Here is a 20,105-nt window from a genome sequence, read left to right as displayed (position 1 = left end):
TGCTGATTATCAGGCCCTGCGTGGCCTGTGTGTTAATGCCCGGAAAGGAGCAGACATGCCTATTACTCAGTATCTTGAGAGAAATGCCAGAGAATGGCCTAATGAAGTGGCCCTGGTAGCGTTGAATCCTACTATCAGTGTTCCCAAACTTACAACATGGAAAGAATACGACCTTATGGAACCCGACAAGGAGGGCCCTTACCGCAAGGAAATTACCTGGAGAGTTTTCGATGAGAAGGCCAACAGAGTTGCCAACTGCCTCATTGCCAGAGGTGTAACAAAGGGTGAAAAGGTGGGCATACTGCTTATGAACTGCCTTGACTGGCTTCCTATTTATTTCGGCATATTGAAGGCTGGAGCAGTTGCTGTTCCCCTGAATTTCAGATATACATCCGACGAGATCCAGTACTGCGTGGATCAGGCCGACGTGAGCATACTCATATTCGGACCTGAGTTCATAGGCCGCATCGAGGAGATCGTTGACACATTGTCCAAGCGTAGACTTTTGTTCTATGTCGGGGCTACGCCGCCATCCTTCGCAGAGAATTTCATCGTTGAAATGGCAGATTACCCAAGCATGGCGCCGGATATCATTTTGTCCGATGACGATTACGCCGCCATCTATTTTTCCTCGGGAACGACAGGATTCCCCAAGGCTATACTTCACAAGCACAGCGGGCTCATGCATTCGGCCAAGGCAGAGCAGAAACACCACGGCCAGAAACGCGGAGACGTGTTCCTTTGCATTCCGCCCCTCTATCATACGGGGGCCAAGATGCACTGGTTCGGCAGCCTGATCTCAGGCACCAGAGCTGTGCTTTTGCGCGGCACTACGCCGGACATAATTCTCAAGGCTATTTCCGATGAACGTTGCACTATAGTCTGGCTGCTGGTCCCATGGGCCCAGGATATTCTGGATGCCCTGGACAGCGACAAGGTAGAGATGGATGATTACAGACTTTCTCAGTGGAGGCTCATGCACATCGGCGCTCAGCCGGTGCCGCCTTCAATGATCAAGCGCTGGCGTGAGTATTTCCCTGACCAGGATTACGATACCAACTACGGTCTGTCCGAGTCTCTCGGGCCTGGCTGCCTGCATCTGGGCGTTGAGAACATCGACAAAGTCGGAGCTGTCGGTATCCCGGGCTATGGCTGGGAAGCGCAGATCCTGGACGAGGATCACGAGCCTGTGGCTGAAGGCGAAGTCGGCGAGTTGGCGGTCAGAGGACCGTCTGTTATGTGTTGCTATTATCACGATCCCGACGCGACCAAGGCTACTTTGGGCCGGGATGGCTGGCTTTATACTGGTGACATGGCCAAGAAGGATGAGGACGGATTCTATTATCTGGTAGACCGCAAGAAGGATGTCATTATTTCCGGCGGCGAGAATATTTACCCGGTACAGATCGAGAATTATCTACACGCTTTCGATCCTGTGAAGGATGTGGCTGTCATCGGACTGCCGGACAAGCGTCTGGGCGAGATATCGGCCGCTATCATAGAGCTGAAGGAAGGCTATGATTGTACTGAGGGCGAAGTGAGAGAGTATTGCATGAAGCTGCCTAAGTATAAGAGACCTGTTAAGGTGATCTTCGCTGATGTACCGCGGAATCCGACGGGCAAGATCGAGAAACCGAAGCTGCGGGAGTTCTATGGAGCCAGTAATCTGGTAGCCGCAGAGAATGAAGTTGATGAATAGAAAAGAATATGAAAAAGGAATAGGAGCCGCCATAGGATGTTCGGTAGTATGGGGCATACTACCCGTTTACTGGCAGGCTCTATCGCCTATAAATTCCTGGGTGATAATAGTTTACAGGATATTTCTGGTGTGCGTAGTCGCAGTGATAATGGCCAGGATGTCATATTCCTGGAAAAGGATATTCGAACCTCTGAAGGACAGAAAAGTCAGAATCAGATATTTCACGGCAGGCCTTCTGATCACGGTCAACTGGAGCACATACATATGGGCGGTCAATGCTCATCATGTGATCCAGACCTGCGTGGGATATTACATAGAACCGCTGATGGTGTGCATTTTCGGAATGGTATTCTTCAGGGAGAGGCTTACTAAATACAAGTCCATAGCCCTGATCCTGGCTATGTCCAGCGTAGTGCTGATACTGGTGCATTTCCACGCGGTTCCTACGATTGCCCTGGTGCTGGCCATAACCTTCTCTACATATTCCGCCATCAAAAAGACTGTAGAGCAGCCGCCGCTCATATCGCTGGTATATGAGACCATATTTCTGGCGCCGCCGGCTCTGTGTGTGATCATTTGGATGGAAGTGACGGGGAAAGGCGCCCTGGGCGTCGGCGAGCCGTATCAGTACCTGCTGTTGCTTTTGTGCGGGCTTCTGACCGTGATACCCCTGGGGCTGTTTGCCGCGGCGGCGAAGAGAGTCTCCATGTTCATGCTGGGCCTTACGGAGTACATCAGTCCATCACTGTCGCTCATAGTCGGGGTATTGCTGCTGGGCGAACCCCTGGACAAAGTGCAGTTTATCGCTTTCGCAATAATATGGCTGGGTCTGGTGTTCTTCTCATACGGGGAGTATAAAGATGCATCTAAGATGCTGGAATAAGCAAAAAACCGCTACTGCGACAGTAGCGGTTTTTCTTTCCCTGGTGATCTGTGACGGGTTCGAACCGTCGACCTTCTGGTTGTGACCCAGATGCTCTCCCAGCTGAGCTAACAGATCTTCACGCAAGGAATATTATATCATAGTTTGTCATCAATGGCACAAAAATATTGAGATTATTGCAACCCTCGGATTTCAGGCTTTACCTATGCTGCCTTTTGTGATATGTTGCCTGAACCTTTCGCCTTGATCGCCGCGTAGAAAGCGCAGCCGACGAATATGCTTCCGCCGATTATATTGCCGATTGTCACAGGAAGCAGGTTGTTTACGAAGAATGTTCCCCAGGTGAGGCCGGCCGTGGTGCCATGGGATGCGAAGATGCCGGCTGGAATGTAATACATGTTGGCGATGCTGTGCTCGTAGCCCGACGTAACAAAAAGCCATATAGGGAAGAATATGCAGAAGATTTTTCCCACAGTGGAGTCTGCGGCCGTGGCCATCCAGACTGCGATGCACACCAGGAAGTTACAAAGGATACCGAGTATCACGGCTTTGCCGAAGGTGAGGCTGGCTTTGGAAAGGGCAATGCTGACGGTGACGAGGCCAAGCTTGCCGCCTCCTGCCGCCAGGATTCCGCTGGATGTTACCAGCCATGCAACAAAAATCGATCCTACAAGGTTTGCTATGTAAACGATGACCCAGTTCCTGAGCATATTGCTCCAGTTTATTTTTCTGTCTAATACGGAAGTCACCATAAGGGCGTTGCCTGTAAAGAGTTCGCCGCCTGCCAGCACGACCATGACCAGACCCGCCGCAAATACGAGGCCTGACAGGCATTTGCCTATGCCGACCGTATCAGGTGACAGGAGAAAATGATATGCTGCCATGTTGGAACCGGCTGCTGCCAGAGCTATGAATGCTCCTCCCAGTAAACCCAGTATGAATAATTTATTAAAACTTCCGGATGTCTTGATCACTCCTGCGCGGGTGGTAGCTTCCAGAGTTTCTGCTGCTGTCAGATGTTTCATTATATATCGCTCCATTTCTTGATAATTGTATTTGATTGAAAACTCTATGAATTTTATCCTTTTTAATACATTAAGTCAAGATACTTCTATTAGAGCGGTGAAGCGAACTATAGAAACAAAGCAATCAAAGCCTGTAGTGACCAATCATATAACAGTAATGTAGTACTTGTATATTAGTGATTTTTATGATACATTTGACAATGATCCATATACAGATATTGGAAAGGTTATAAGAAAAATATGGCGAATTTGATCACAGGCTGCAGGATTTTGTGCAGTATAATAATGATATTTTTTCCGGCATTTTCCGTTACGTTTTATGTGCTGTATCTGGCAGGCGGAGTGACGGATATGGTTGACGGACTGGTGGCCAGGAAAACCAACACAGTGAGCAAGATGGGCTCGCGCCTGGATAGCATCGCTGATGTGTTTTTTGTTGCGGTCAGCCTGTTCAAAATATTACCGGCAGTAGATATATCAACCTGGCTGTGGATATGGATCGCGGTGATTGCAGCAATAAAGGTCATCAATATCTTATCCGGGTTCTTAAGCCAGAAGAGATTCGTGGCTGAACACACTATCATGAACAAAGTCACAGGGTTTCTGCTCTTTCTGCTGCCGCTGACTCTCACTGTTATAGAACTGAATTACAGCGGGGCAGTAGTATGCTGCATCGCTACATTTGCTGCGATTCAGGAGGGCCACTATATCAGGACTGGGAAAGAGGTAGAATAACCGGAAATCGAGGGGATCTCAAAAAAAGAAAGGAGAGCTGTATGGGCAGCCCTCTCTTCATTTTACTTGACTTATTATGGTTTTTATTCGTTATTATTAAGGAGTTATTATATGAGCTACATCAGTCCTCAATGGCGATGTAGTTGTTTTCTTCAATTTCAGGTTTATTGCTTTCCTTTGGAATGCTGATCTTCAAGACGCCGTTATCAAACCTTGCCTTGATATCTTCCTGTTCCAATCTGTCTCCAACGTAGAAGCTTCTGGTGCATGAGCCCTGGAATCTTTCACGGCGGATAAACTTGCCATTCTCATCTTTTTCATCATTGTTGGTATCAGCTGTTGCTTCCACTGTCAATGTGCCCTTCTTAAGCTGGATCTTTACGTTCTCTTTCTTCAATCCCGGAAGATCCATGTCCAATTCGTAATGGTCATCCATGTCCTTGACATCGCTCTTCATCAAAGTGCCATCCCACTGGCCTCTGAACATCGGCGTGCTCATAAAATCATCATCGAAAAATCTGTCTCCAAAAATGCTAGGTAACATCATAGTACATACCTCCCTTATTTACTTAATCTCGGTCGCCCCTTTTGAAAAGCGATCGTTGTACTTGGTTTTTCTAACCTTTGTTTTCCCTTTTGCAATTCTTATTATAGCACTTTTGTTAGCACTGTCAAGAGATGAGTGCTAAAAAACTTCAATTTTTTTATGTTGTTTTTGTGAAGACGCCGAAACCCGTTTTCCATCAAATAACCAAGGACACCATTTTATTGGTATAAAACACCTGCGACCGAATCACCGTATACATTGAAATTCCAACGCTTTAGCACTGTACAGAGGTCACCGCGGGTCCTTGTATACGATTGTGCAAAATAACAATTAACTTTGCAAAAATATTGCTTGCACCCACAAATTCCACTGTAAATTGCTAAAATCAGGCCTATTAAAAAGTTTATCTGGTTGACAATGGTTACGGCTAAATTTACAATTAGAGTTAATGAAGATTAAGGAGGTCTCATATAATGAGAAAACTATTGACCGGCGATGAAGCTATCGCAAGAGGAGCCTATGAGGCAGGAGTAAGGCACGCAGCTGCTTATCCCGGAACGCCGAGTACGGAGATCCTTGAAAATATAGCCAAGAATAAAGAAATCTATGCAGAGTGGGCGCCTAATGAGAAGGTGGCCATGGAATCAGCTATCGGAGCTTCTATGGCGGGAGCCAGAAGTATGGCGTCTATGAAACACGTAGGCGTAAATGTAGCGGCAGATCCGCTGATGACGTTTGCTTACATGGGAGTCAACGGAGGCGCAGTCATAGTAACAGCTGACGAGCCGGGAATGTTCTCATCTCAGAATGAGCAGGATAACAGGAATTACGCCAAGATGGGCAAATTCCCTATGTTCGAGCCGGCTGACAGCCAGGACTGCCTGGACATGACCAAGGCTGCCTACGATCTATCTGAAGAATACAACGTTATATTCATGATCAGGATGGTAACCAGAGTGTGTCATTCCAAGTCACTTGTGGATTGCGGCGAGAGGAAAGAAGTACCTGTAAAGACATGGGAACCTGATCCGATGAAATACGTAGCCCTTCCGGCACACTCGAGGATATTGAGAGTGCAGATCGAGGAGAGGACTGAGAAACTGGCTGAATACAGTGAGAAATCACCGTTCAACTACAGCGAGATGCACGACACTAAGATCGGTGTCATAGCATCGGGCGCTTCATATTATTATGCTAAGGAAGTCTTCGGCGACGACGCTTCGTATCTGAAGCTGGGATTCACCAATCCGCTTCCAAAGAACATGATCAAGGACTTCTGCGGCAAAGTAGACAAGGTTTACATTGTCGAAGAGGACGATCCGTATATCGAGGAATTCTGTCAGGTCCAGGGACTCACAGTCCATGGCAAGGATACATTCCCAAGCTACGGCGAGATGACGCCGGACGTTCTGAGAAAATCTCTGACAGGCGAGACTTTGCCGGAGGTCCAGTACGACCACAGCAAGGTAGCATCACGTCCGCCTTCACTTTGTGCAGGCTGCCCTCACAGAGGACTTTTCTACAGACTGGGCAAACGCAAGGACATTATGATCAGCGGCGACATCGGCTGCTACACTTTGGCTGCAGGTGCGCCTTACCATGCAATGAACTCCACAGTCTGCATGGGAGCCAGCATTTCCGTCGGCCACGGAGCGCAGCAGGTATTTAACCGCGCCGGCGTCAAACGCAAGGTCGTAACTGTTCTGGGAGACTCGACATTCTTCCATACCGGAGTCGAATCTCTGATAAATACAGTTTATAACAACAGCAACACCATCAATATCATCCTGGACAACAGGATCACGGGAATGACGGGTCATCAGCAGAACCCGGGCACAGGATTCACCGTTAAGATGGAGCCTGCTCACGCAATAAATATCGAAGAACTGGTGAAAGCCATCGGAATCAAACATGTGAAGGTCATCGACCCGAACAAACTGGATGAAGTCGACGCTGCTCTTGACGAGTTCATGGATCTGGACGAGCCGTCGGTGATCATTACAAGATGGCCGTGCGTACTGAAGAAATTCTCCGACGCAGACCTGACCGAGTGGCCGGGATTGTTCAAGACCAAGGATGTCGTGGATGCAGACAAATGCATAGGATGCAAGAAATGCCAGCAGACCGGCTGCCCTGCACTTTTGTTCGACAAGGAAGCAAAAAAGGTCAGCATCGACCGCGCTAACTGCGTAGGCTGCGATGTATGCGTGCAGGTTTGTCCTGTAGGCGCAATAGTAAAGGAGGAGAAGTAGTCATGGCAACAAAAAATATACTTTTGACAGGCGTTGGCGGACAGGGTACTATCCTCGCTGCTAAAATGCTGACGATCGGCCTCATGGAAGCCGGATACGACGTTAAAATGAGTGAGATCCACGGCATGTCTCAGCGTGGCGGAGCCGTAGTATCACAGGTAAGATACAGTAAAGAAAAGGTTTATTCGCCGGTAATAGAAAAGGGTACAGCGGATATAATCGTTTCCTTCGAGAAGATGGAGGCCCTGCGTACTCTTGATTACATCAGACCCGGCGGCACCGTAGTTGTAAATGAAGAAGAAATCCCGTCTATGTCTAACATGACAGGTGAGGAAGAATACGCTCCTGACGTCATCGACGAAATAAAAAAGGCCGTAGGCAAAGTGATCACTATGAATGCTTCGCAGATGGCGCAGGATCTTGGCAATATCAAGGCTGCCAATGTTATCCTTCTCGGTACTCTTGTCAAGGCCATGGGTCTGGACGAGATAGACTGGGAGGACATAATCAGAAAGAATGTGAAGGAAAAATTCATCGATTTGAATCTTAAAGCATTGAAGTTAGGTATGGACTCGGCTGAATAAAGGGTCCGAAAGGAGTTATTAATGATCTCGAAGAGTATGTCACCGCGTGTAGAAAACAGTTCCGCTATCAGAGCAATGTTTGAGGAAGGCCTCAGAATGGCCAGGATCGTGGGACCTGAGAATGTGTACGATTTCAGCCTGGGCAATCCCAATGTGCCGGCGCCGCCTGAGGTAAATCAGGCGATCATAGATGTAGTGAAGACAGAAGATCCAATAAAGCTGCACGGTTATATGGTCAATTCAGGCTTTGACGAAACCAGGCAGGCCGTGGCCGATGATCTTAACGATCGCTATGGCACAAAATACGGCATAAGCAATATCGTAATGTCGACGGGTGCGGCTATGTGTATGAATATTATTTTCAGATGCATACTGGACATCGATGACGAAGTCATAGTTTCTGCGCCTTACTTTGTTGACTATACCAACTATGTAAGCAACTGGCATGGAAAGCTGGAGGTCCTGCCGGCAAACCCGGAGGGCGGTTTCATGCCTCGCATGGACGAGCTTGAGAAACGCATCAATAAAAAGACCAAGGCAGTGATCATTAACAACCCGAACAATCCGACGGGCGTGATTTATCCGGAGTCGGTCATCAAAGAAATAGCGGCTATTCTGGAGAAGAAACAAAAGGAACTGGGCACGGTGATATACCTTATTGCCGACGAGCCTTACAGAGAACTTGTATATGATGGGACCCAGGTGCCTCACATTCCAGACTATTACGATAATGCTCTCGTTTGCTATTCATACAGCAAATCCCTGTCTCTGGCAGGGGAGCGCATCGGATATGTGGTGGTGCCTGACAGGTCTGATCAGGCTGAGCAGTTCAAGATAGCTCTGGGCATAGCTAATCGTATCAGCGGGGCGATTAATGCTCCGTCACTGATCCAGCTGGCCCTGGCCAGATGTCTGCGCACAAAGGTGGACATAGATTTTTATAAGCGTAACGGTCAGGATCTTTATGAGGCGCTGACTGATGCGGGCTTTGATTGTCTGAAACCACAGGGGGCTTTCTATCTCTGGATGAAGTCGCCTGATGCTGACGAGAAGGCCTTCGTGGAGGCTTTGAAGGAGGAGCACATTCTGGTGACGCCGGGAAGTGCTTTCGCAGGGCCCGGTTATGTGCGGTTTTCATACTGTGTGGCTCATGAAACTATCGAGAGAGCTACGCCTGGATTCAAGAGGATCGGCCAGAAATACTTCCACTAGCCACGCCGCCACTTCCGCTCGCTGGTTCTCGTGCGCGAACAGCCATATAGTCTCACTCGCGAAGAGCAGAATGTGTCGCGAACTTGTATGCTATAAAGTTGGCGTGTGTTATGTTGCATTTTGGAGGAAATGGGTATATTATTTACCATAGAAAGAGGGAATATACCGTATGAAATTTGATATGCATTGCCACACTAAGGAAGGATCGATCGATTCCAGGGTGTCTGTCAGAGAATATGCTGAGATACTCAAGGCTAAGGGCTTTGGCGGCATGCTTGTTACCGATCATGATTCCTATAAGGGGTGGCGCTACTGGAAAGAGCATAGAGCTGCTATGCCCCGTAATTTCGTTGTACTTATGGGCATAGAGTATGATACCAAGGACGCAGGTCACTTCATCGTGATCATGCCTGATGGCATACACCTGCGGTTGCTTGAGTTGCGCGGTATGTCCGTGGAAATGCTGACAAAGATCGTCCACGAATACGGTGGCGTGCTGGGTCCGGCTCATCCATTCGGAATGAGAAGTTCCAGCGCTATGTTCTGTCATAAAATGAAGAAGAACACGCACTTGATGGAAAACTTCGATTTTCTTGAGGGTCTGAATACCTGCGAGCGGGTACGTTCTAACGAACTGGCCAGGGACCTGGCTGAAGATTATGATCTCCAGTGTATCGGCGGTTCTGATTCTCATAAGGCTGTATACGTAGGTACGGCTTTTACAGATTTCGACAGAGATATCAAGTGTAATAACGACATGATAAATGCCATTAAGGAAGGCGGTATAGCTGCTTTCGGCGGCAAGGAGCGTACATATAAGAAGAGCCACGGCAAGCGAAATCTCTTCGCGACGACCTGGGTGTTCAAGGCCTTCAACAGAAGTGTAGGGGTGCTCTACGCGCCGTCAAGAAAGGCTAAGATCAAGGGACTTCTGCCGGATGATAACTGCGATCCATCGTAGGATCACACAAGGTATAAATGAATAATAAGAAATTTAAAAAGGCTAGCTGTTTGTTCAGTTAGCCCTTTTAGTATGCAGATAACAGTCATGACATTACTGTTGATCCAAATATCCGGTCGCTTTCAGATATCTGATCGTGTTTTTCGTAAATTTGTTCAGGTAGAAGCATGACACCTTGGATTCGTCTGAATCTTTATTGTTACTATATAAGTTAACGCTTGTATAATCGTAATTATTAATGAAGATAGTCCTGGCATCATTGAAATCCATAGTAAGCAGATCCTTATTCATGGCCTTCAGCAGTCCGTAACAATCCTTACGGGATATGAGAGTTTCTTCACTGGCCTCTACCTCGCTATTGCTGGTATAAGTATTTTCCAGGCTGACTTCAGCTAGGGCTTTAATGGCCGTCTTGGATGTGTCGAAAAGATTCTCATTGGAAAATTCAGTCGATCTGTAAAGCTTCTTAAAGGCTTTGGTGGTCTTAACGTTACCATTTTTACCCGTATAATCAGGCAATGTATATGAGCGGCGCATGGTCTTTCCGCTCTTCAGCTCATACTTGATGCTTAATACATCGGAAGCTTCACTCTCGCCGTTGGAAGCGCTGCCGAAGTCCTGATTTTTGTATTCAGACAGAATGGCATTCTGCAGGCTTACGACATCCGACACGCTTTCTCCTGAGCTGAGATGGATGCGTGACTGCACCGCATAGTTTGACTCTATGGTCACTGATGCAATCTTTGACGCCTGGGGCACTCTCTGCTGATAGCCCGTTATGTCGAAGATAGTGAACACAAAGAACACCGCCACGACTATGACATAGATGCCGAACTTTTTCAGGTTGACTTTGCTGAATATTTTAGTCGTACCATCTGCGATCATCCGGCATATCATGTAAATGAAAACAGATGATGCTATGCATACTACTATGAAAGGTATGCGCTGGATCAGGCCGTTGTCTGTTTCTGAGATGCTGGATGTAATAAGCAGGCTCAGCAGTGACATACATATGAATGTAAGCAATATGCATACTATGTCCGACACTATAGGAAATACGCAGGCACTGCGTTCCCGTTCAAGTTTGATCCTGGTATACAGCCACGATGTGAGCAGAGTAACGGCTACGATGACGGCGACATATATCAGGTATGAGTAAATGTCCAGGTATCCTGCCTGTCCGCATTTCCCTGCAGCCATAGATACAGGTGATACGTAAGAAAAGGCAAGTAGATTTTCTCCGTCCGGATATCCAAATAAGAAGTTGCTTTCATATATCTGAACTAATTCCAGGAGTACAAATGGCAGTCCGTTTATGAACATGGCCAGAAGTACATGGATGAGTCTGTTGCCTGCCAGTATGCCGGCCAGGTTTGACATGGCGTAAACAAAGGCTGCCATGACAGAAGACTCCAGGATCCAGATACATACGGCTTTCAGTGTGATAATGTCATAGTTGGATGAATCCGTGTGCATTTTTACTGCTTCAGGCGAAATATGAGCGCCTGATACGACCATGAACAGCAGACTCGTAAGTATCACAGGCACTATCAGCATTATGAGCCCGCTGAAGAAAGAAGCTCTGAAGAGTTTTCTCCTGGTGATGGGCATGCTGTGGATCATCGTAGATGAAGCCACGCCGTGGATATAGCTGAATACAGAGGCGGAAATAACGATAGATACAGCGCAGAACACGAATATATTCGCTACATTACAGCCTGACATAGTTGTTTCTGTGTAATCGCTGACGTTTTCAAACTTCGAGTAATTCAGTATTATCGGAAGTATGTTTATGAGGAACAAAGCCAGGAACTCAAGCAGCGGAAGCACCCAGAACCTTCTGAAATTTTCTTTGTACCAGGCCTTGGACGGGCTAGAATATAAGTTTGCTGATTTCATCGTCCTCACCTCCCAATTCGTAAATAAATATTTCCTCTAATGAAAGAGGCAGTATATCGAAGATAACAGGGTCAGTTGCCCTGATAGCTTTTTCTATATGGTCTATGCGTCCTTTGACGATCATGAGATCGACAGTGCCGCGAGATTCCCTGCGCAGAACGTCGAGGCCTGCAAAAGCATCCTGCTCAGGCTTGTTTTTGCCATAGGAGATCTGTATTTTGTGCAGGTCGTTCTTGACGGAGTCAAGTTCACGCTCCATGAGCATACGCCCGTGAGAAAGAATGCCTATGTAGTCGCATATGCCTTCCATTTCCTTCAGGTTGTGTGATGAGACCAGAACCGACATCCGGCGGTCTGCCACATCGTCGACGATGGCTTTCCATACAAGCTTGCGCACGATGGGATCGAGGCCGTCGATAGGCTCGTCTAACAAAAGGTATGCCGGCATTGTCGCCATTACCAGACAAAAGGCTGCCTGCTTTTTCATTCCTTTGGAAAAAGTGCGTATCTTAGCTTTCTCGTCCAGTTTGAATAATTCGGTCAGCTGGTGGAATCTGTCATCGTTCCAGTTTTCATAGAAGCCTGAATAGACGCTGCGCATATCTCTTAGACTGTATCCGTTTGGAAAATACAGATCGTCGGGGATAAGACCGATGCTCTGCTTCAACATATCGTTTTCCCAGATGGATTCTCCATCATAAGTTATAGAACCTCCATCACCTCTGAGCATACCGCTCATATTCTTGATCAAGGTGGTTTTTCCTGCGCCGTTGACACCGATAAGCCCATATATGGAGCCTGTCTGAATAGTCATGTTCAGGTCTGTCAACACAGGAGTTCTGTCAAAGGTCTTTGACAATTTCTGAATTCTGATCATTTCTTCTGCTCCTTTCCTTTTAGATCTTTACGAGCCGCAGTTCCGAAACTGCTATCGGCCTCGTTCATGGTATCCACCACCAGCTGCCGCACATCAGGCTCCCCTAAGCCCATATTCAGCAGACTCTTGTATGCTGCGGAAATCACTCCCTGTAATTCCGCAATCTTGGATGGATCCGTAGTTATGTCATCCTTAGGCGAGACGAAGGTCCCTTTGCCTGAAATAGTGTAGATATAGCCTTCCCGTTCAAGTTCTTTGAAGGCCTTCTGCACAGTGTTAGGATTGACTGTCAGATCTTTGGAAAGTTCCCGTACTGATGGCAGTTTGCTGTCTTCAGCCAGGATGTCTGTCATGATCAGCTCTTTGATATTTTCGATTACCTGTTCATATATGGACAGGTGACTCTTACTGTCGAGCTGAAACATATTCCCATCTCCCTTCTGCATAAAGTGTTCCCTTTTGCATATTAAGTGTACTACATCACTTAGTACTCTGTCAACGGAAATAATGATTTCTTACGAAAATGTAAGAAATGGTGACACGGATATTTGTGTGACAGGCCTTTTCGTGGTATAATCCTATCAATATTGATCGGGAGGATAATTGAAATGGATGAGAGAGTAAACACGTACGATCCGGCGGAATACGCCAGAGGATATAACACCGGTGCAGGCGGTCCTGCAGGCCCGGGTGGTCCGCAGAACCCGGGATCTAAGAAAAAGTTCACATGGAAGCGCGGCATGTTTATCTTTGTTATAATACTTGCCATAATCATCGTGGCAGCCATAGCCATGAACTATGTAAGCCATAATGGCAGCGGCACAGACGCCCTGGGTGACGGCGACACAGTGGACTTCAACAAACCTTACATAGGCATGCTTCACGTGGAGGGGACCATCTCCGAAAGCGACAGCAGCAGCCTTTTGTCCAGCAGCACATACCATCACCAGTGGACACTTAACTGCATAGACGACATGATCGACGACAAGGATAATAAGGCCTTGATACTCTTCGTCAACTCGCCGGGCGGCAGCGTATACGCCAGCGATGAACTATATCTCAAGGTGAAGGAATACCAGAAGAAAACCGGCCGTCCGGTCTATTCATACATGGCCAGCGAGGCGGCTTCCGGCGGATATTACATTTCATCGCCATGTGACAAAATAGTGGCTAACCGCAATTGCTGGACGGGCTCTATCGGCGTGACCATAGGCACCCTTTACGACGTGACGGGGCTCCTGAAGAAAATGGGCGTCAAGACCGTGACTATCACTTCCGGCCGGAACAAAGCCATGGGCAGCTCCGCCGTAAAGATGACCAAGGAACAAAGGAAAATTTTCCAGGGTCTCGTGGACGAGTCGTACGATCAGTTCGTGAGCATAGTGGCTTCCGGCAGGAACATGTCTGTGTCCAAGGTGCGCAAGCTGGCTGACGGCCGCGTTTATACGGCTAAGCAGGCTAAGAGTAACGGACTTATAGATGAAATTTCTACCTTCGACAATTGTCTGGCAGAAATGAAAGTGCGCTACGGATTGACAGGCGCGGATCTGCAGGATATAACCTACAGCGAGGATTCTTCTTTCCTGAGTTCACTCTTAGGCAAGGCTATAGGCAATAAGCTCAGCGGTACTACCCTGGGAGATCTCCTGGGCGCAACTTCATCTGATTCGGAATATGACCAGATCAAGACTCTGCTGGGAGCAAACAATAAATTTACCGTTACATATATGTCGAATATCAGCAAATAGTGACGGATAACAAACTACTATAATAATGGAGGCGGAAAAATGACCTGGGGTGCAATGTACTTATGCTACGAATGTCCTGAATGCGGTAAAAAATTCAGATCTGACGTAGGTCTCATAGGAGATCTTGGCGAGAAATTCGGAAAATGTCCCGATTGCGGAGCAGAAGGGAAGCTTGTAAAGGAAGGTCCTATTTCCAAGGATATAACTGAATTCGAAGAAATTGACTGATTACCTTGACAGAGGGCGGTCTATGTGGTAAAGTATTCAAGGTGTCAAGGAAAACTACTTGACAGCCGACTGAAATTTAAGGGCTGGCAATATAGGAGGCGCTGGATGGACAGTATAGCTAAGGAAAGCCTGCTGTTTGATTTTTACGGACAGCTGCTTACGGAAAAGAAAAGAAGAGTCATGGAACTCTATCACGAGGAAGACCTGTCACTGGCTGAGATAGCGGAGGAATCCGGTATATCCAGAGCAGCGGTCTACGACTCACTCAAGAGTGCAGAACGCAAACTGGCCGAGTATGAACAGAAACTCGGTCTGGTAGATAGATTCAGTAAATCGAATAAGGCTTTTGCGGAAATAGGCAGGAGCATAGATGATATAGAGAAAACACACAGCGGAGATGCAGAGCTTAAGAACAGGCTCGACGACATCAGAAGCATTATCGGCGAATTGGAGGCCGAATAATATGGCATTTGAAAGTCTGTCTGACAAATTACAGGGAACCTTCAAGGTCCTGAAGAATAAGGGAGTGTTGACTGAGAAAGACGTTGACGAGGCTATGCGCCAGGTCAAGCTTGCTCTTCTCGAGGCCGATGTAAACTTCAAGGTTGTGAAAGAGTTCGTTGCCGACGTCAAGGAGAAATGTCTGGGCGAAGAGGTCATGAAGAGTCTGACTCCGGCTCAGCAGGTCATCAAGATCGTTAATGGCGAACTGACAGACCTTATGGGCGGCGAAGGAGCCAAGCTGGAATACGATCCGGCAGGTTTCACAGTCATCATGATGGCAGGTCTTCAGGGAACAGGTAAAACAACTACCTGCGGCAAGTTAGCTAACTTTCTGAAAGAAAGCGGCAAGAAGCCTATGCTTTGTGCCTGCGACGTTTACAGACCGGCTGCTATCGACCAGCTCGAGGTAGTTGGAAAGGCTGTAAATACGCCGGTATACACAGACAGAAAATCCAAGGATCCGGTTAAGATAGCCAAGGCAGCTAAGAAGGAAGCCGAGCTTAAGGGATTCAACGTACTGATAGTCGATACGGCAGGCCGTCTTCAGATAGATGAAGAACTCATGGCTGAGCTGGAGAATATAAAGGATAAGGTCAAGCCTTATCAGATATTGCTGGTAGTCGATGCTCTGACAGGTCAGGATGCGGTAAATGCAGCCAAGGGCTTCAATGAGAGACTTGCCATTGATGGAATAATCATGACGAAGATGGATGGCGACGCCAGAGGCGGAGCTGCTCTGTCAGCCAGAAAAGTAACAGGAAAGCCGATACTCTTCATGGGTACCGGAGAGAAATACGACGCATTGGAAGCTTTCCATCCGGACAGGATGGCCAGCAGGATACTGGGCATGGGAGATATGCTTTCTCTCATAGAATCAGCCGAGAAGAACTATGACGAGGCGAAGGCCGAGAAACAGCTTGAACGGCTTAAGAAGAACCAGTTCACTCTGGAAGACTTCCTGGAACAGATGGGTCAGGTACAGGAAATGGGCGGACTCGGCAAGGTCCTGGATATGATGCCGGGTATGAACAAGGCTCAGATGAAGGATGTGGATGTAGAAAAAGGCGAGAAGGAATTCGACCAGATGAAATCCATAATCTATTCTATGACCAAGGCCGAAAGGCAGGATCCGAACATACTGAACGCCAGCAGGCGTAAGAGAATAGCCGCCGGTTGCGGTCAGCCTGTAAGCAAGGTCAACAACCTCATCAGAAAGTATGAAGACGCCAAGAAAATGATGAAACAGTTCTCAAATCCGAAGGCAATGAAGCGAAACAGGATGTTACGCGGAATGTTTTGATAAATATATAATATAAATACAAACAGAAAGATGGAGGAAACAGAAAATGGTAAAGATCAGATTAAAGAGAATGGGAGCTCACAAGAAACCTTTCTATAGAGTTGTTGTTGCTGATTCACGCAATTCAAGAAACGGAAAATTTATTGAGGAGATCGGATACTTCGATCCAATGACAGAACCGCCTGTAATCAAGATCGATGACGAAAAGGCTAAGAAATGGCTCTCAGAAGGAGCTCAGCCTACTGAGATCGTCAAGGGCCTTTTGAAAAAGTCTGGAATCGTTGAATAGGAAAGCGGTGAAACTACATGACTAAATTAGTTGAGACCATTGCAAAATCCCTTGTAGACAATCCGGATCAGGTATTAGTAACTGAAACAGACGACGAGCAAGGCAGCGTTTTGCAGCTTCAGGTCGCTGGCAGCGACATGGGCAAGGTCATCGGGAAACAGGGCAGGATAGCTAAAGCTCTGAGAACGGTGGTCAAAGCTGCTGCGACGAAGGAAAAGAAAAAGGTAATAGTAGAAATCGTTTCTGAAGAAGAGCAGAAGGAAAAAGCTGCTGCAGAAGCAGAAACTGAAGAAAACTAAGAAACGGATCAGGCACATGAAAGGCGGTTGCTTCAGGAGCGGCAGGCTTAATATGTGCCTTGTTCAATTTTTGCGAGGAGAATAATGGCAAAGAGGATAACCATTGGAAAAATAGTCAACGCCGTGGGCATCCGCGGTGAGGTAAAGGTCTATAACTATTCAGGATTCAGGGATCGTTATGAAAATCTGGACCGCATTATAACCGATAAGGGCGAGTTTGCCATAGCTGGCGTCAGACATCAGCAGCATATGATAGTCCTTAAACTGGCAGGAGTAGATGACAGAAACGCAGCTGAAGCGCTTAAGGGTACCAAGGTCTATATGACTGAGGAGGATCTGTTAGAGCTGCCTGACGACGAATTCTATATCCGCGACCTTATAGGTGCGGAGGTATTTGACGTGGACACTGGTGAGAAGCTGGGCACTCTGGCCGATGTAATGACAGACAGACCACAGGATATTTACGTAGTCGACCTGGACAAGGGCGGCCGTTGTATGATACCTGCAGTAGATGAGTTTATTAAAAGCATAGACATGAAAGCGGGCCGCATAGATGTAGCCCTGATAGAGGGGATGATATGATGCATTTCGACGTATTGACTTTGTTCCCGGAAATGTTTGCGGCCGTAGACACCAGCATTGTTGGACGCGCCAGGGAAAAAGGCCTGGTGGAGTTTAATTTTGTTAACATACGTGACTTCAGCAACGACAAACACAATAAGGCAGACGATTACCCCTTTGGAGGCGGGCCGGGCATGTTAATGATGGCGGACCCTATTTTCGGTGCCATGGGCTCCGTAGACGCCGGACACAAAAAGGTCATCTACATGTCGCCGCGGGGCAGGGTCATAGACAAAGATAAACTTGTGGATCTTTCCAGGGAAGAGGAACTGGTGATTCTCTGCGGCCATTACGAGGGCGTGGACCAGCGGGCGCTGGATTACTGGGATGCAGAGGAGATTTCCATAGGCGACTACGTGCTTACGGGAGGAGAACTGCCTGCAATGGTGCTCATAGATGCACTGGCAAGGCTTGTTCCTGGAGTATTGGCCAGTGAGGAAGCTGCCACAGAAGAGTCCATATATTCGGGGCTTCTGGAGTATCCTCAGTATACCAAACCGAGAAATTATCAAGGTATGGAAGTGCCGGAGGTGCTAACCAACGGAAACCATAAACTCATTCATCTTTGGAATTTCGAGGAGGCTTTGAAGCTGACCAGGGACTTAAGGCCGGACCTCTTTGAAGAATTTGTGAAGAATCATAGAGAATTGAATAAAGATGAACAGAAAGTAATGGAAAAAGTCATCAATATGTTGTAGAATAATTACGAGAGGGTTATATGAGAAAGATTAAAAAAAGTCCGATTTTAATATTCCTGGTCGTATTAGTTGCCTTATATGTTGTGATATACATTATTCCAACGGTTACAGGCGCTTTGAAATCTTCTTATACAACTGAGTACGGCGAGCTGCAGACCTATGATAAGGTCGATGGCTACCTGGTGAAAAACGAGCAGGTGTATTTCGCCGGAAATGGCGGCAGCGCTAACAGGTACATGTCGGAGGGCAAGCTTATCCGCAAGGGGGCTACCGTTATGGCAGTATCGGGAAACTCAGACGCCAAGGAAAAATCGAAATTCGACGATATCAGGACGGCTATAGGAGATAATGGCGTAAGCACCACAACCTACACTGCTCTTGCTGAAGGAATAGTATCCTATACGGCAGACGGTTATGAGGGCAAACTGACGCCGACTACTATGGAAAAGAAAAACTACGATTATTATAAATCCCTTAAGAACGAGAACTTGGTTGATCTGACCAGAACCAGCATCTCCAAGGGGGACCCGGTCTTCAAGATCGTTGACAGGTCCGGGTGGTACATAGTCTGCTATGTGCCTAGCAGCCATAAGAGCAGGTATGTCGTTGGCGACAAGATCATGTTGAAGCCTGACGACGGCGTATCCATATACGGAAAGGTGTATCGCGTTACCAGAGAAAGCGGTAAGGCAAAGGTAATATTTAAGACAGACTATTATTATAAAAAGTTCGCTACGGAAAGGGTCGCCAGCGTCAAGGCTATAACATCAGACGCTATGGGACTTTTGATATACAATACAAGCATAACCAGGAAGAACGGCCACGAGGGCGTTTACGTCAAGCAGAAGACCGGTGAATATAAGTTTACAAGGATCCAGGTGATCTCGACGGATGGCAAGAAATCCGCAATAAAACAGTCGTACTTTTACGACGCAAAAGGAAACAGCATAAGCTCTGTCAAGAGTTATGACGAAATCTTAAGACGAGCTAAATAAAGGAAAAGACGGTGATAGTATGTCAATCAAATCAAACATTGATTATGTAAATGAACTTAAGGGAGCGGCAGCGGAGAAGTCCGGCAGGAAGGCTGAGGATGTGCTTCTGGTAGCAGTGACCAAACTCCATACGCCGGCAGAGATCAATGAAGCTATCGATGCAGGCGTAACGGATATAGGAGAGAATAAGGTTCAGGAGATCATGAAAAAATACGATGAGGTCAAACCTGTAAGATGGCATCTCATTGGACATTTGCAGACTAACAAGGTGAAATATATCATAGACAAGGTGTGCATGATACATTCAGTGGACAGTCTTCACCTGGCTAAGGAAATAGACAAGAGAGCAGCTCAGAGCGGTCTGACTATGGACATTCTGATCCAGGTCAATTCTGCTATGGATGAAAAGAAATTCGGTATCACTACCGATGAGACTGATCTTTTGATCAAGGATATCTCAGAACAGTGTCCTAATGTAAGGATCAGAGGGCTTATGTGCATCGCCCCTTACGAGGACGATGTGGATATGGCCAGACCATACTTCGCAGCAGTTAAGAAGATATACGATAAATACGCGGCTCAGAAGACAGAAAGAGTAGACTTCAAATATCTGTCCATGGGCATGACAAACGATTTCCAAGTAGCTGTAGAGGAGGGTTCCAATCTTATAAGAGTAGGAACGGCAATCTTCGGTTACAGAGATTATAGACAAGAAGAAAAGTAGAAAAGTAGTTAAAACAGTTTGAGTA

At 47.0% G+C, this 20,105-nt stretch carries 22 protein-coding genes and 1 tRNA gene; 17 read left to right on the top strand and 6 right to left on the bottom strand.

The features are described from left to right. Both EV211_RS06485 and rarD read left to right on the top strand, forming a co-directional pair. A partial coding sequence (locus EV211_RS06485) for a class I adenylate-forming enzyme family protein (protein WP_330564601.1) occupies positions 1–1,699 on the top strand: 1,699 nt, incomplete at its 5' end. Next, positions 1,692–2,582, top strand: a complete 891-nt coding sequence (rarD, locus tag EV211_RS06480) for an EamA family transporter RarD (protein WP_166635389.1) — start codon at positions 1,692–1,694, stop codon at positions 2,580–2,582. The genes EV211_RS06485 and rarD, both read left to right, overlap by 8 nt. A 41-nt stretch (positions 2,583–2,623) precedes the next feature. On the opposite strand, the gene EV211_RS06475 is transcribed toward rarD, so the two are convergent. After that, positions 2,624–2,699 (bottom strand) — tRNA-Val (locus EV211_RS06475). Between the two features lie 86 nt (positions 2,700–2,785). Further along, positions 2,786–3,607, bottom strand: a complete 822-nt coding sequence (locus tag EV211_RS06470; RefSeq protein WP_133528607.1) for a formate/nitrite transporter family protein — start codon at positions 3,605–3,607, stop codon at positions 2,786–2,788. Positions 3,608–3,847: 240 nt separating this feature from the next. On the opposite strand from EV211_RS06470, the gene EV211_RS06465 reads away from it, so the two are divergent. Continuing rightward, positions 3,848–4,342 (top strand): CDP-alcohol phosphatidyltransferase family protein, encoded by a 495-nt coding sequence (locus EV211_RS06465; protein ID WP_133528606.1) that lies wholly within the window; start codon positions 3,848–3,850, stop codon positions 4,340–4,342. A gap of 121 nt (positions 4,343–4,463) precedes the next feature. Here the strand turns inward: EV211_RS06465 and EV211_RS06460 are convergent, their stop codons facing one another. Beyond that, positions 4,464–4,889, bottom strand: coding sequence for an Hsp20/alpha crystallin family protein (locus EV211_RS06460; RefSeq protein ID WP_133528605.1), 426 nt, complete (start codon positions 4,887–4,889; stop codon positions 4,464–4,466). A gap of 473 nt (positions 4,890–5,362) precedes the next feature. Here EV211_RS06460 and iorA point away from each other — a divergent pair, with 473 nt between their 5' ends. The 4 genes from iorA (at position 5,363) to EV211_RS06440 (ending at position 9,898) form a co-directional block, all read left to right on the top strand. Further along, the gene (gene iorA / locus EV211_RS06455) at positions 5,363–7,141 is read left to right on the top strand and encodes an indolepyruvate ferredoxin oxidoreductase subunit alpha (RefSeq protein ID WP_133528604.1); all 1,779 of its coding nucleotides are present in this window, start codon (positions 5,363–5,365) and stop codon (positions 7,139–7,141) included. 2 nt (positions 7,142–7,143) lie between these two features. Further along, the gene (locus EV211_RS06450) at positions 7,144–7,725 is read left to right on the top strand and encodes an indolepyruvate oxidoreductase subunit beta (protein ID WP_133528603.1); all 582 of its coding nucleotides are present in this window, start codon (positions 7,144–7,146) and stop codon (positions 7,723–7,725) included. Positions 7,726–7,746: 21 nt separating this feature from the next. Then, the gene (locus EV211_RS06445; RefSeq protein ID WP_133528602.1) at positions 7,747–8,937 is read left to right on the top strand and encodes a pyridoxal phosphate-dependent aminotransferase; all 1,191 of its coding nucleotides are present in this window, start codon (positions 7,747–7,749) and stop codon (positions 8,935–8,937) included. Between the two features lie 169 nt (positions 8,938–9,106). Next, positions 9,107–9,898: a CehA/McbA family metallohydrolase gene (locus tag EV211_RS06440; RefSeq protein WP_133528601.1), complete on the top strand. Its 792-nt coding sequence runs from the start codon at positions 9,107–9,109 to the stop codon at positions 9,896–9,898. Between the two features lie 93 nt (positions 9,899–9,991). Here EV211_RS06440 and EV211_RS06435 read toward each other — a convergent pair whose 3' ends face one another. From EV211_RS06435 to EV211_RS06425, 3 genes are read right to left on the bottom strand one after another with little or no spacing between them, the layout of a single operon-like run. Beyond that, the gene (locus tag EV211_RS06435) at positions 9,992–11,797 is read right to left on the bottom strand and encodes a hypothetical protein (protein WP_133528600.1); all 1,806 of its coding nucleotides are present in this window, start codon (positions 11,795–11,797) and stop codon (positions 9,992–9,994) included. Next, positions 11,772–12,674: an ABC transporter ATP-binding protein gene (locus EV211_RS06430; protein ID WP_133528599.1), complete on the bottom strand. Its 903-nt coding sequence runs from the start codon at positions 12,672–12,674 to the stop codon at positions 11,772–11,774. Before EV211_RS06430 ends, EV211_RS06435 begins: the two co-directional genes overlap by 26 nt. After that, positions 12,671–13,120, bottom strand: a complete 450-nt coding sequence (locus tag EV211_RS06425) for a GntR family transcriptional regulator (RefSeq protein WP_207668000.1) — start codon at positions 13,118–13,120, stop codon at positions 12,671–12,673. The genes EV211_RS06430 and EV211_RS06425 overlap by 4 nt, the downstream gene beginning before the upstream one ends. Before the next feature lie 162 nt (positions 13,121–13,282). On the opposite strand from EV211_RS06425, the gene sppA reads away from it, so the two are divergent. From sppA to EV211_RS06375, 10 genes are all read left to right on the top strand, one after another. Next, positions 13,283–14,422, top strand: a complete 1,140-nt coding sequence (gene sppA / locus EV211_RS06420) for a signal peptide peptidase SppA (RefSeq protein WP_243108553.1) — start codon at positions 13,283–13,285, stop codon at positions 14,420–14,422. A gap of 39 nt (positions 14,423–14,461) precedes the next feature. Beyond that, positions 14,462–14,650, top strand: coding sequence for an excinuclease ATPase subunit (locus tag EV211_RS06415; protein ID WP_133528598.1), 189 nt, complete (start codon positions 14,462–14,464; stop codon positions 14,648–14,650). Positions 14,651–14,755: 105 nt separating this feature from the next. Next, complete coding sequence (gene ylxM, locus EV211_RS06410) at positions 14,756–15,112, top strand: YlxM family DNA-binding protein (protein ID WP_133528597.1); 357 nt, start codon at positions 14,756–14,758, stop codon at positions 15,110–15,112. Position 15,113: 1 nt separating this feature from the next. Continuing rightward, positions 15,114–16,454, top strand: a complete 1,341-nt coding sequence (ffh, locus tag EV211_RS06405; protein WP_133528596.1) for a signal recognition particle protein — start codon at positions 15,114–15,116, stop codon at positions 16,452–16,454. A 46-nt stretch (positions 16,455–16,500) separates the two neighbouring features. After that, on the top strand, positions 16,501–16,743 hold the full coding sequence (gene rpsP, locus EV211_RS06400; protein WP_133528595.1) for a 30S ribosomal protein S16: 243 nt from the start codon (positions 16,501–16,503) through the stop codon (positions 16,741–16,743). 17 nt (positions 16,744–16,760) lie between these two features. After that, positions 16,761–17,042 (top strand): KH domain-containing protein, encoded by a 282-nt coding sequence (locus EV211_RS06395; protein ID WP_133528594.1) that lies wholly within the window; start codon positions 16,761–16,763, stop codon positions 17,040–17,042. 84 nt (positions 17,043–17,126) lie between these two features. Beyond that, positions 17,127–17,624, top strand: coding sequence for a ribosome maturation factor RimM (gene rimM / locus EV211_RS06390; protein WP_133528593.1), 498 nt, complete (start codon positions 17,127–17,129; stop codon positions 17,622–17,624). Then, a complete protein-coding gene (trmD, locus tag EV211_RS06385) occupies positions 17,621–18,361 on the top strand; it encodes a tRNA (guanosine(37)-N1)-methyltransferase TrmD (protein WP_330564594.1) in 741 nt (246 codons plus the stop codon). Before rimM ends, trmD begins: the two co-directional genes overlap by 4 nt. A gap of 20 nt (positions 18,362–18,381) precedes the next feature. Continuing rightward, positions 18,382–19,356, top strand: a complete 975-nt coding sequence (locus EV211_RS06380; RefSeq protein WP_133528592.1) for an HlyD family efflux transporter periplasmic adaptor subunit — start codon at positions 18,382–18,384, stop codon at positions 19,354–19,356. Positions 19,357–19,375: 19 nt separating this feature from the next. After that, positions 19,376–20,080 carry a YggS family pyridoxal phosphate-dependent enzyme gene (locus EV211_RS06375; RefSeq protein WP_133528591.1) on the top strand — a complete coding sequence of 235 codons (705 nt, stop codon included), beginning with the start codon at positions 19,376–19,378 and terminating at the stop codon, positions 20,078–20,080. Positions 20,081–20,105 lie beyond the last annotated feature (25 nt).

Origin of the sequence: Aminicella lysinilytica, from assembly GCF_004362975.1 — a bacterium.
GTDB classification, from domain to species: Bacteria; Bacillota; Clostridia; order Peptostreptococcales; family Anaerovoracaceae; genus Aminicella; species Aminicella lysinilytica.
The sequence above is the reverse complement of the archived record's forward strand: the minus strand, read 5'-3'. Positions and strand labels throughout refer to the sequence as shown.

What these genes read in the sequence shown, in the direction of transcription:
- rimM (WP_133528593.1), top strand. Translation starts at nt 17,127, where the DNA reads ATGGCAAAGAGGATAACCATTGGAAAAATAGTCAACGCCGTGGGCATC.
- trmD (WP_330564594.1), top strand. Translation starts at nt 17,621, where the DNA reads ATGATGCATTTCGACGTATTGACTTTGTTCCCGGAAATGTTTGCGGCC.
- EV211_RS06375 (WP_133528591.1), top strand. Translation starts at nt 19,376, where the DNA reads ATGTCAATCAAATCAAACATTGATTATGTAAATGAACTTAAGGGAGCG.
- sppA (WP_243108553.1), top strand. Translation starts at nt 13,283, where the DNA reads ATGGATGAGAGAGTAAACACGTACGATCCGGCGGAATACGCCAGAGGA.
- EV211_RS06465 (WP_133528606.1), top strand. Translation starts at nt 3,848, where the DNA reads ATGGCGAATTTGATCACAGGCTGCAGGATTTTGTGCAGTATAATAATG.
- EV211_RS06435 (WP_133528600.1), bottom strand. Translation starts at nt 11,797, where the DNA reads ATGAAATCAGCAAACTTATATTCTAGCCCGTCCAAGGCCTGGTACAAA.
- EV211_RS06415 (WP_133528598.1), top strand. Translation starts at nt 14,462, where the DNA reads ATGACCTGGGGTGCAATGTACTTATGCTACGAATGTCCTGAATGCGGT.
- rarD (WP_166635389.1), top strand. Translation starts at nt 1,692, where the DNA reads ATGAATAGAAAAGAATATGAAAAAGGAATAGGAGCCGCCATAGGATGT.
- EV211_RS06450 (WP_133528603.1), top strand. Translation starts at nt 7,144, where the DNA reads ATGGCAACAAAAAATATACTTTTGACAGGCGTTGGCGGACAGGGTACT.
- EV211_RS06440 (WP_133528601.1), top strand. Translation starts at nt 9,107, where the DNA reads ATGAAATTTGATATGCATTGCCACACTAAGGAAGGATCGATCGATTCC.
- rpsP (WP_133528595.1), top strand. Translation starts at nt 16,501, where the DNA reads ATGGTAAAGATCAGATTAAAGAGAATGGGAGCTCACAAGAAACCTTTC.
- EV211_RS06380 (WP_133528592.1), top strand. Translation starts at nt 18,382, where the DNA reads ATGAGAAAGATTAAAAAAAGTCCGATTTTAATATTCCTGGTCGTATTA.
- ffh (WP_133528596.1), top strand. Translation starts at nt 15,114, where the DNA reads ATGGCATTTGAAAGTCTGTCTGACAAATTACAGGGAACCTTCAAGGTC.
- EV211_RS06430 (WP_133528599.1), bottom strand. Translation starts at nt 12,674, where the DNA reads ATGATCAGAATTCAGAAATTGTCAAAGACCTTTGACAGAACTCCTGTG.
- ylxM (WP_133528597.1), top strand. Translation starts at nt 14,756, where the DNA reads ATGGACAGTATAGCTAAGGAAAGCCTGCTGTTTGATTTTTACGGACAG.
- EV211_RS06445 (WP_133528602.1), top strand. Translation starts at nt 7,747, where the DNA reads ATGATCTCGAAGAGTATGTCACCGCGTGTAGAAAACAGTTCCGCTATC.
- EV211_RS06395 (WP_133528594.1), top strand. Translation starts at nt 16,761, where the DNA reads ATGACTAAATTAGTTGAGACCATTGCAAAATCCCTTGTAGACAATCCG.
- EV211_RS06425 (WP_207668000.1), bottom strand. Translation starts at nt 13,120, where the DNA reads ATGCAGAAGGGAGATGGGAATATGTTTCAGCTCGACAGTAAGAGTCAC.
- EV211_RS06470 (WP_133528607.1), bottom strand. Translation starts at nt 3,607, where the DNA reads ATGAAACATCTGACAGCAGCAGAAACTCTGGAAGCTACCACCCGCGCA.
- EV211_RS06460 (WP_133528605.1), bottom strand. Translation starts at nt 4,889, where the DNA reads ATGATGTTACCTAGCATTTTTGGAGACAGATTTTTCGATGATGATTTT.
- iorA (WP_133528604.1), top strand. Translation starts at nt 5,363, where the DNA reads ATGAGAAAACTATTGACCGGCGATGAAGCTATCGCAAGAGGAGCCTAT.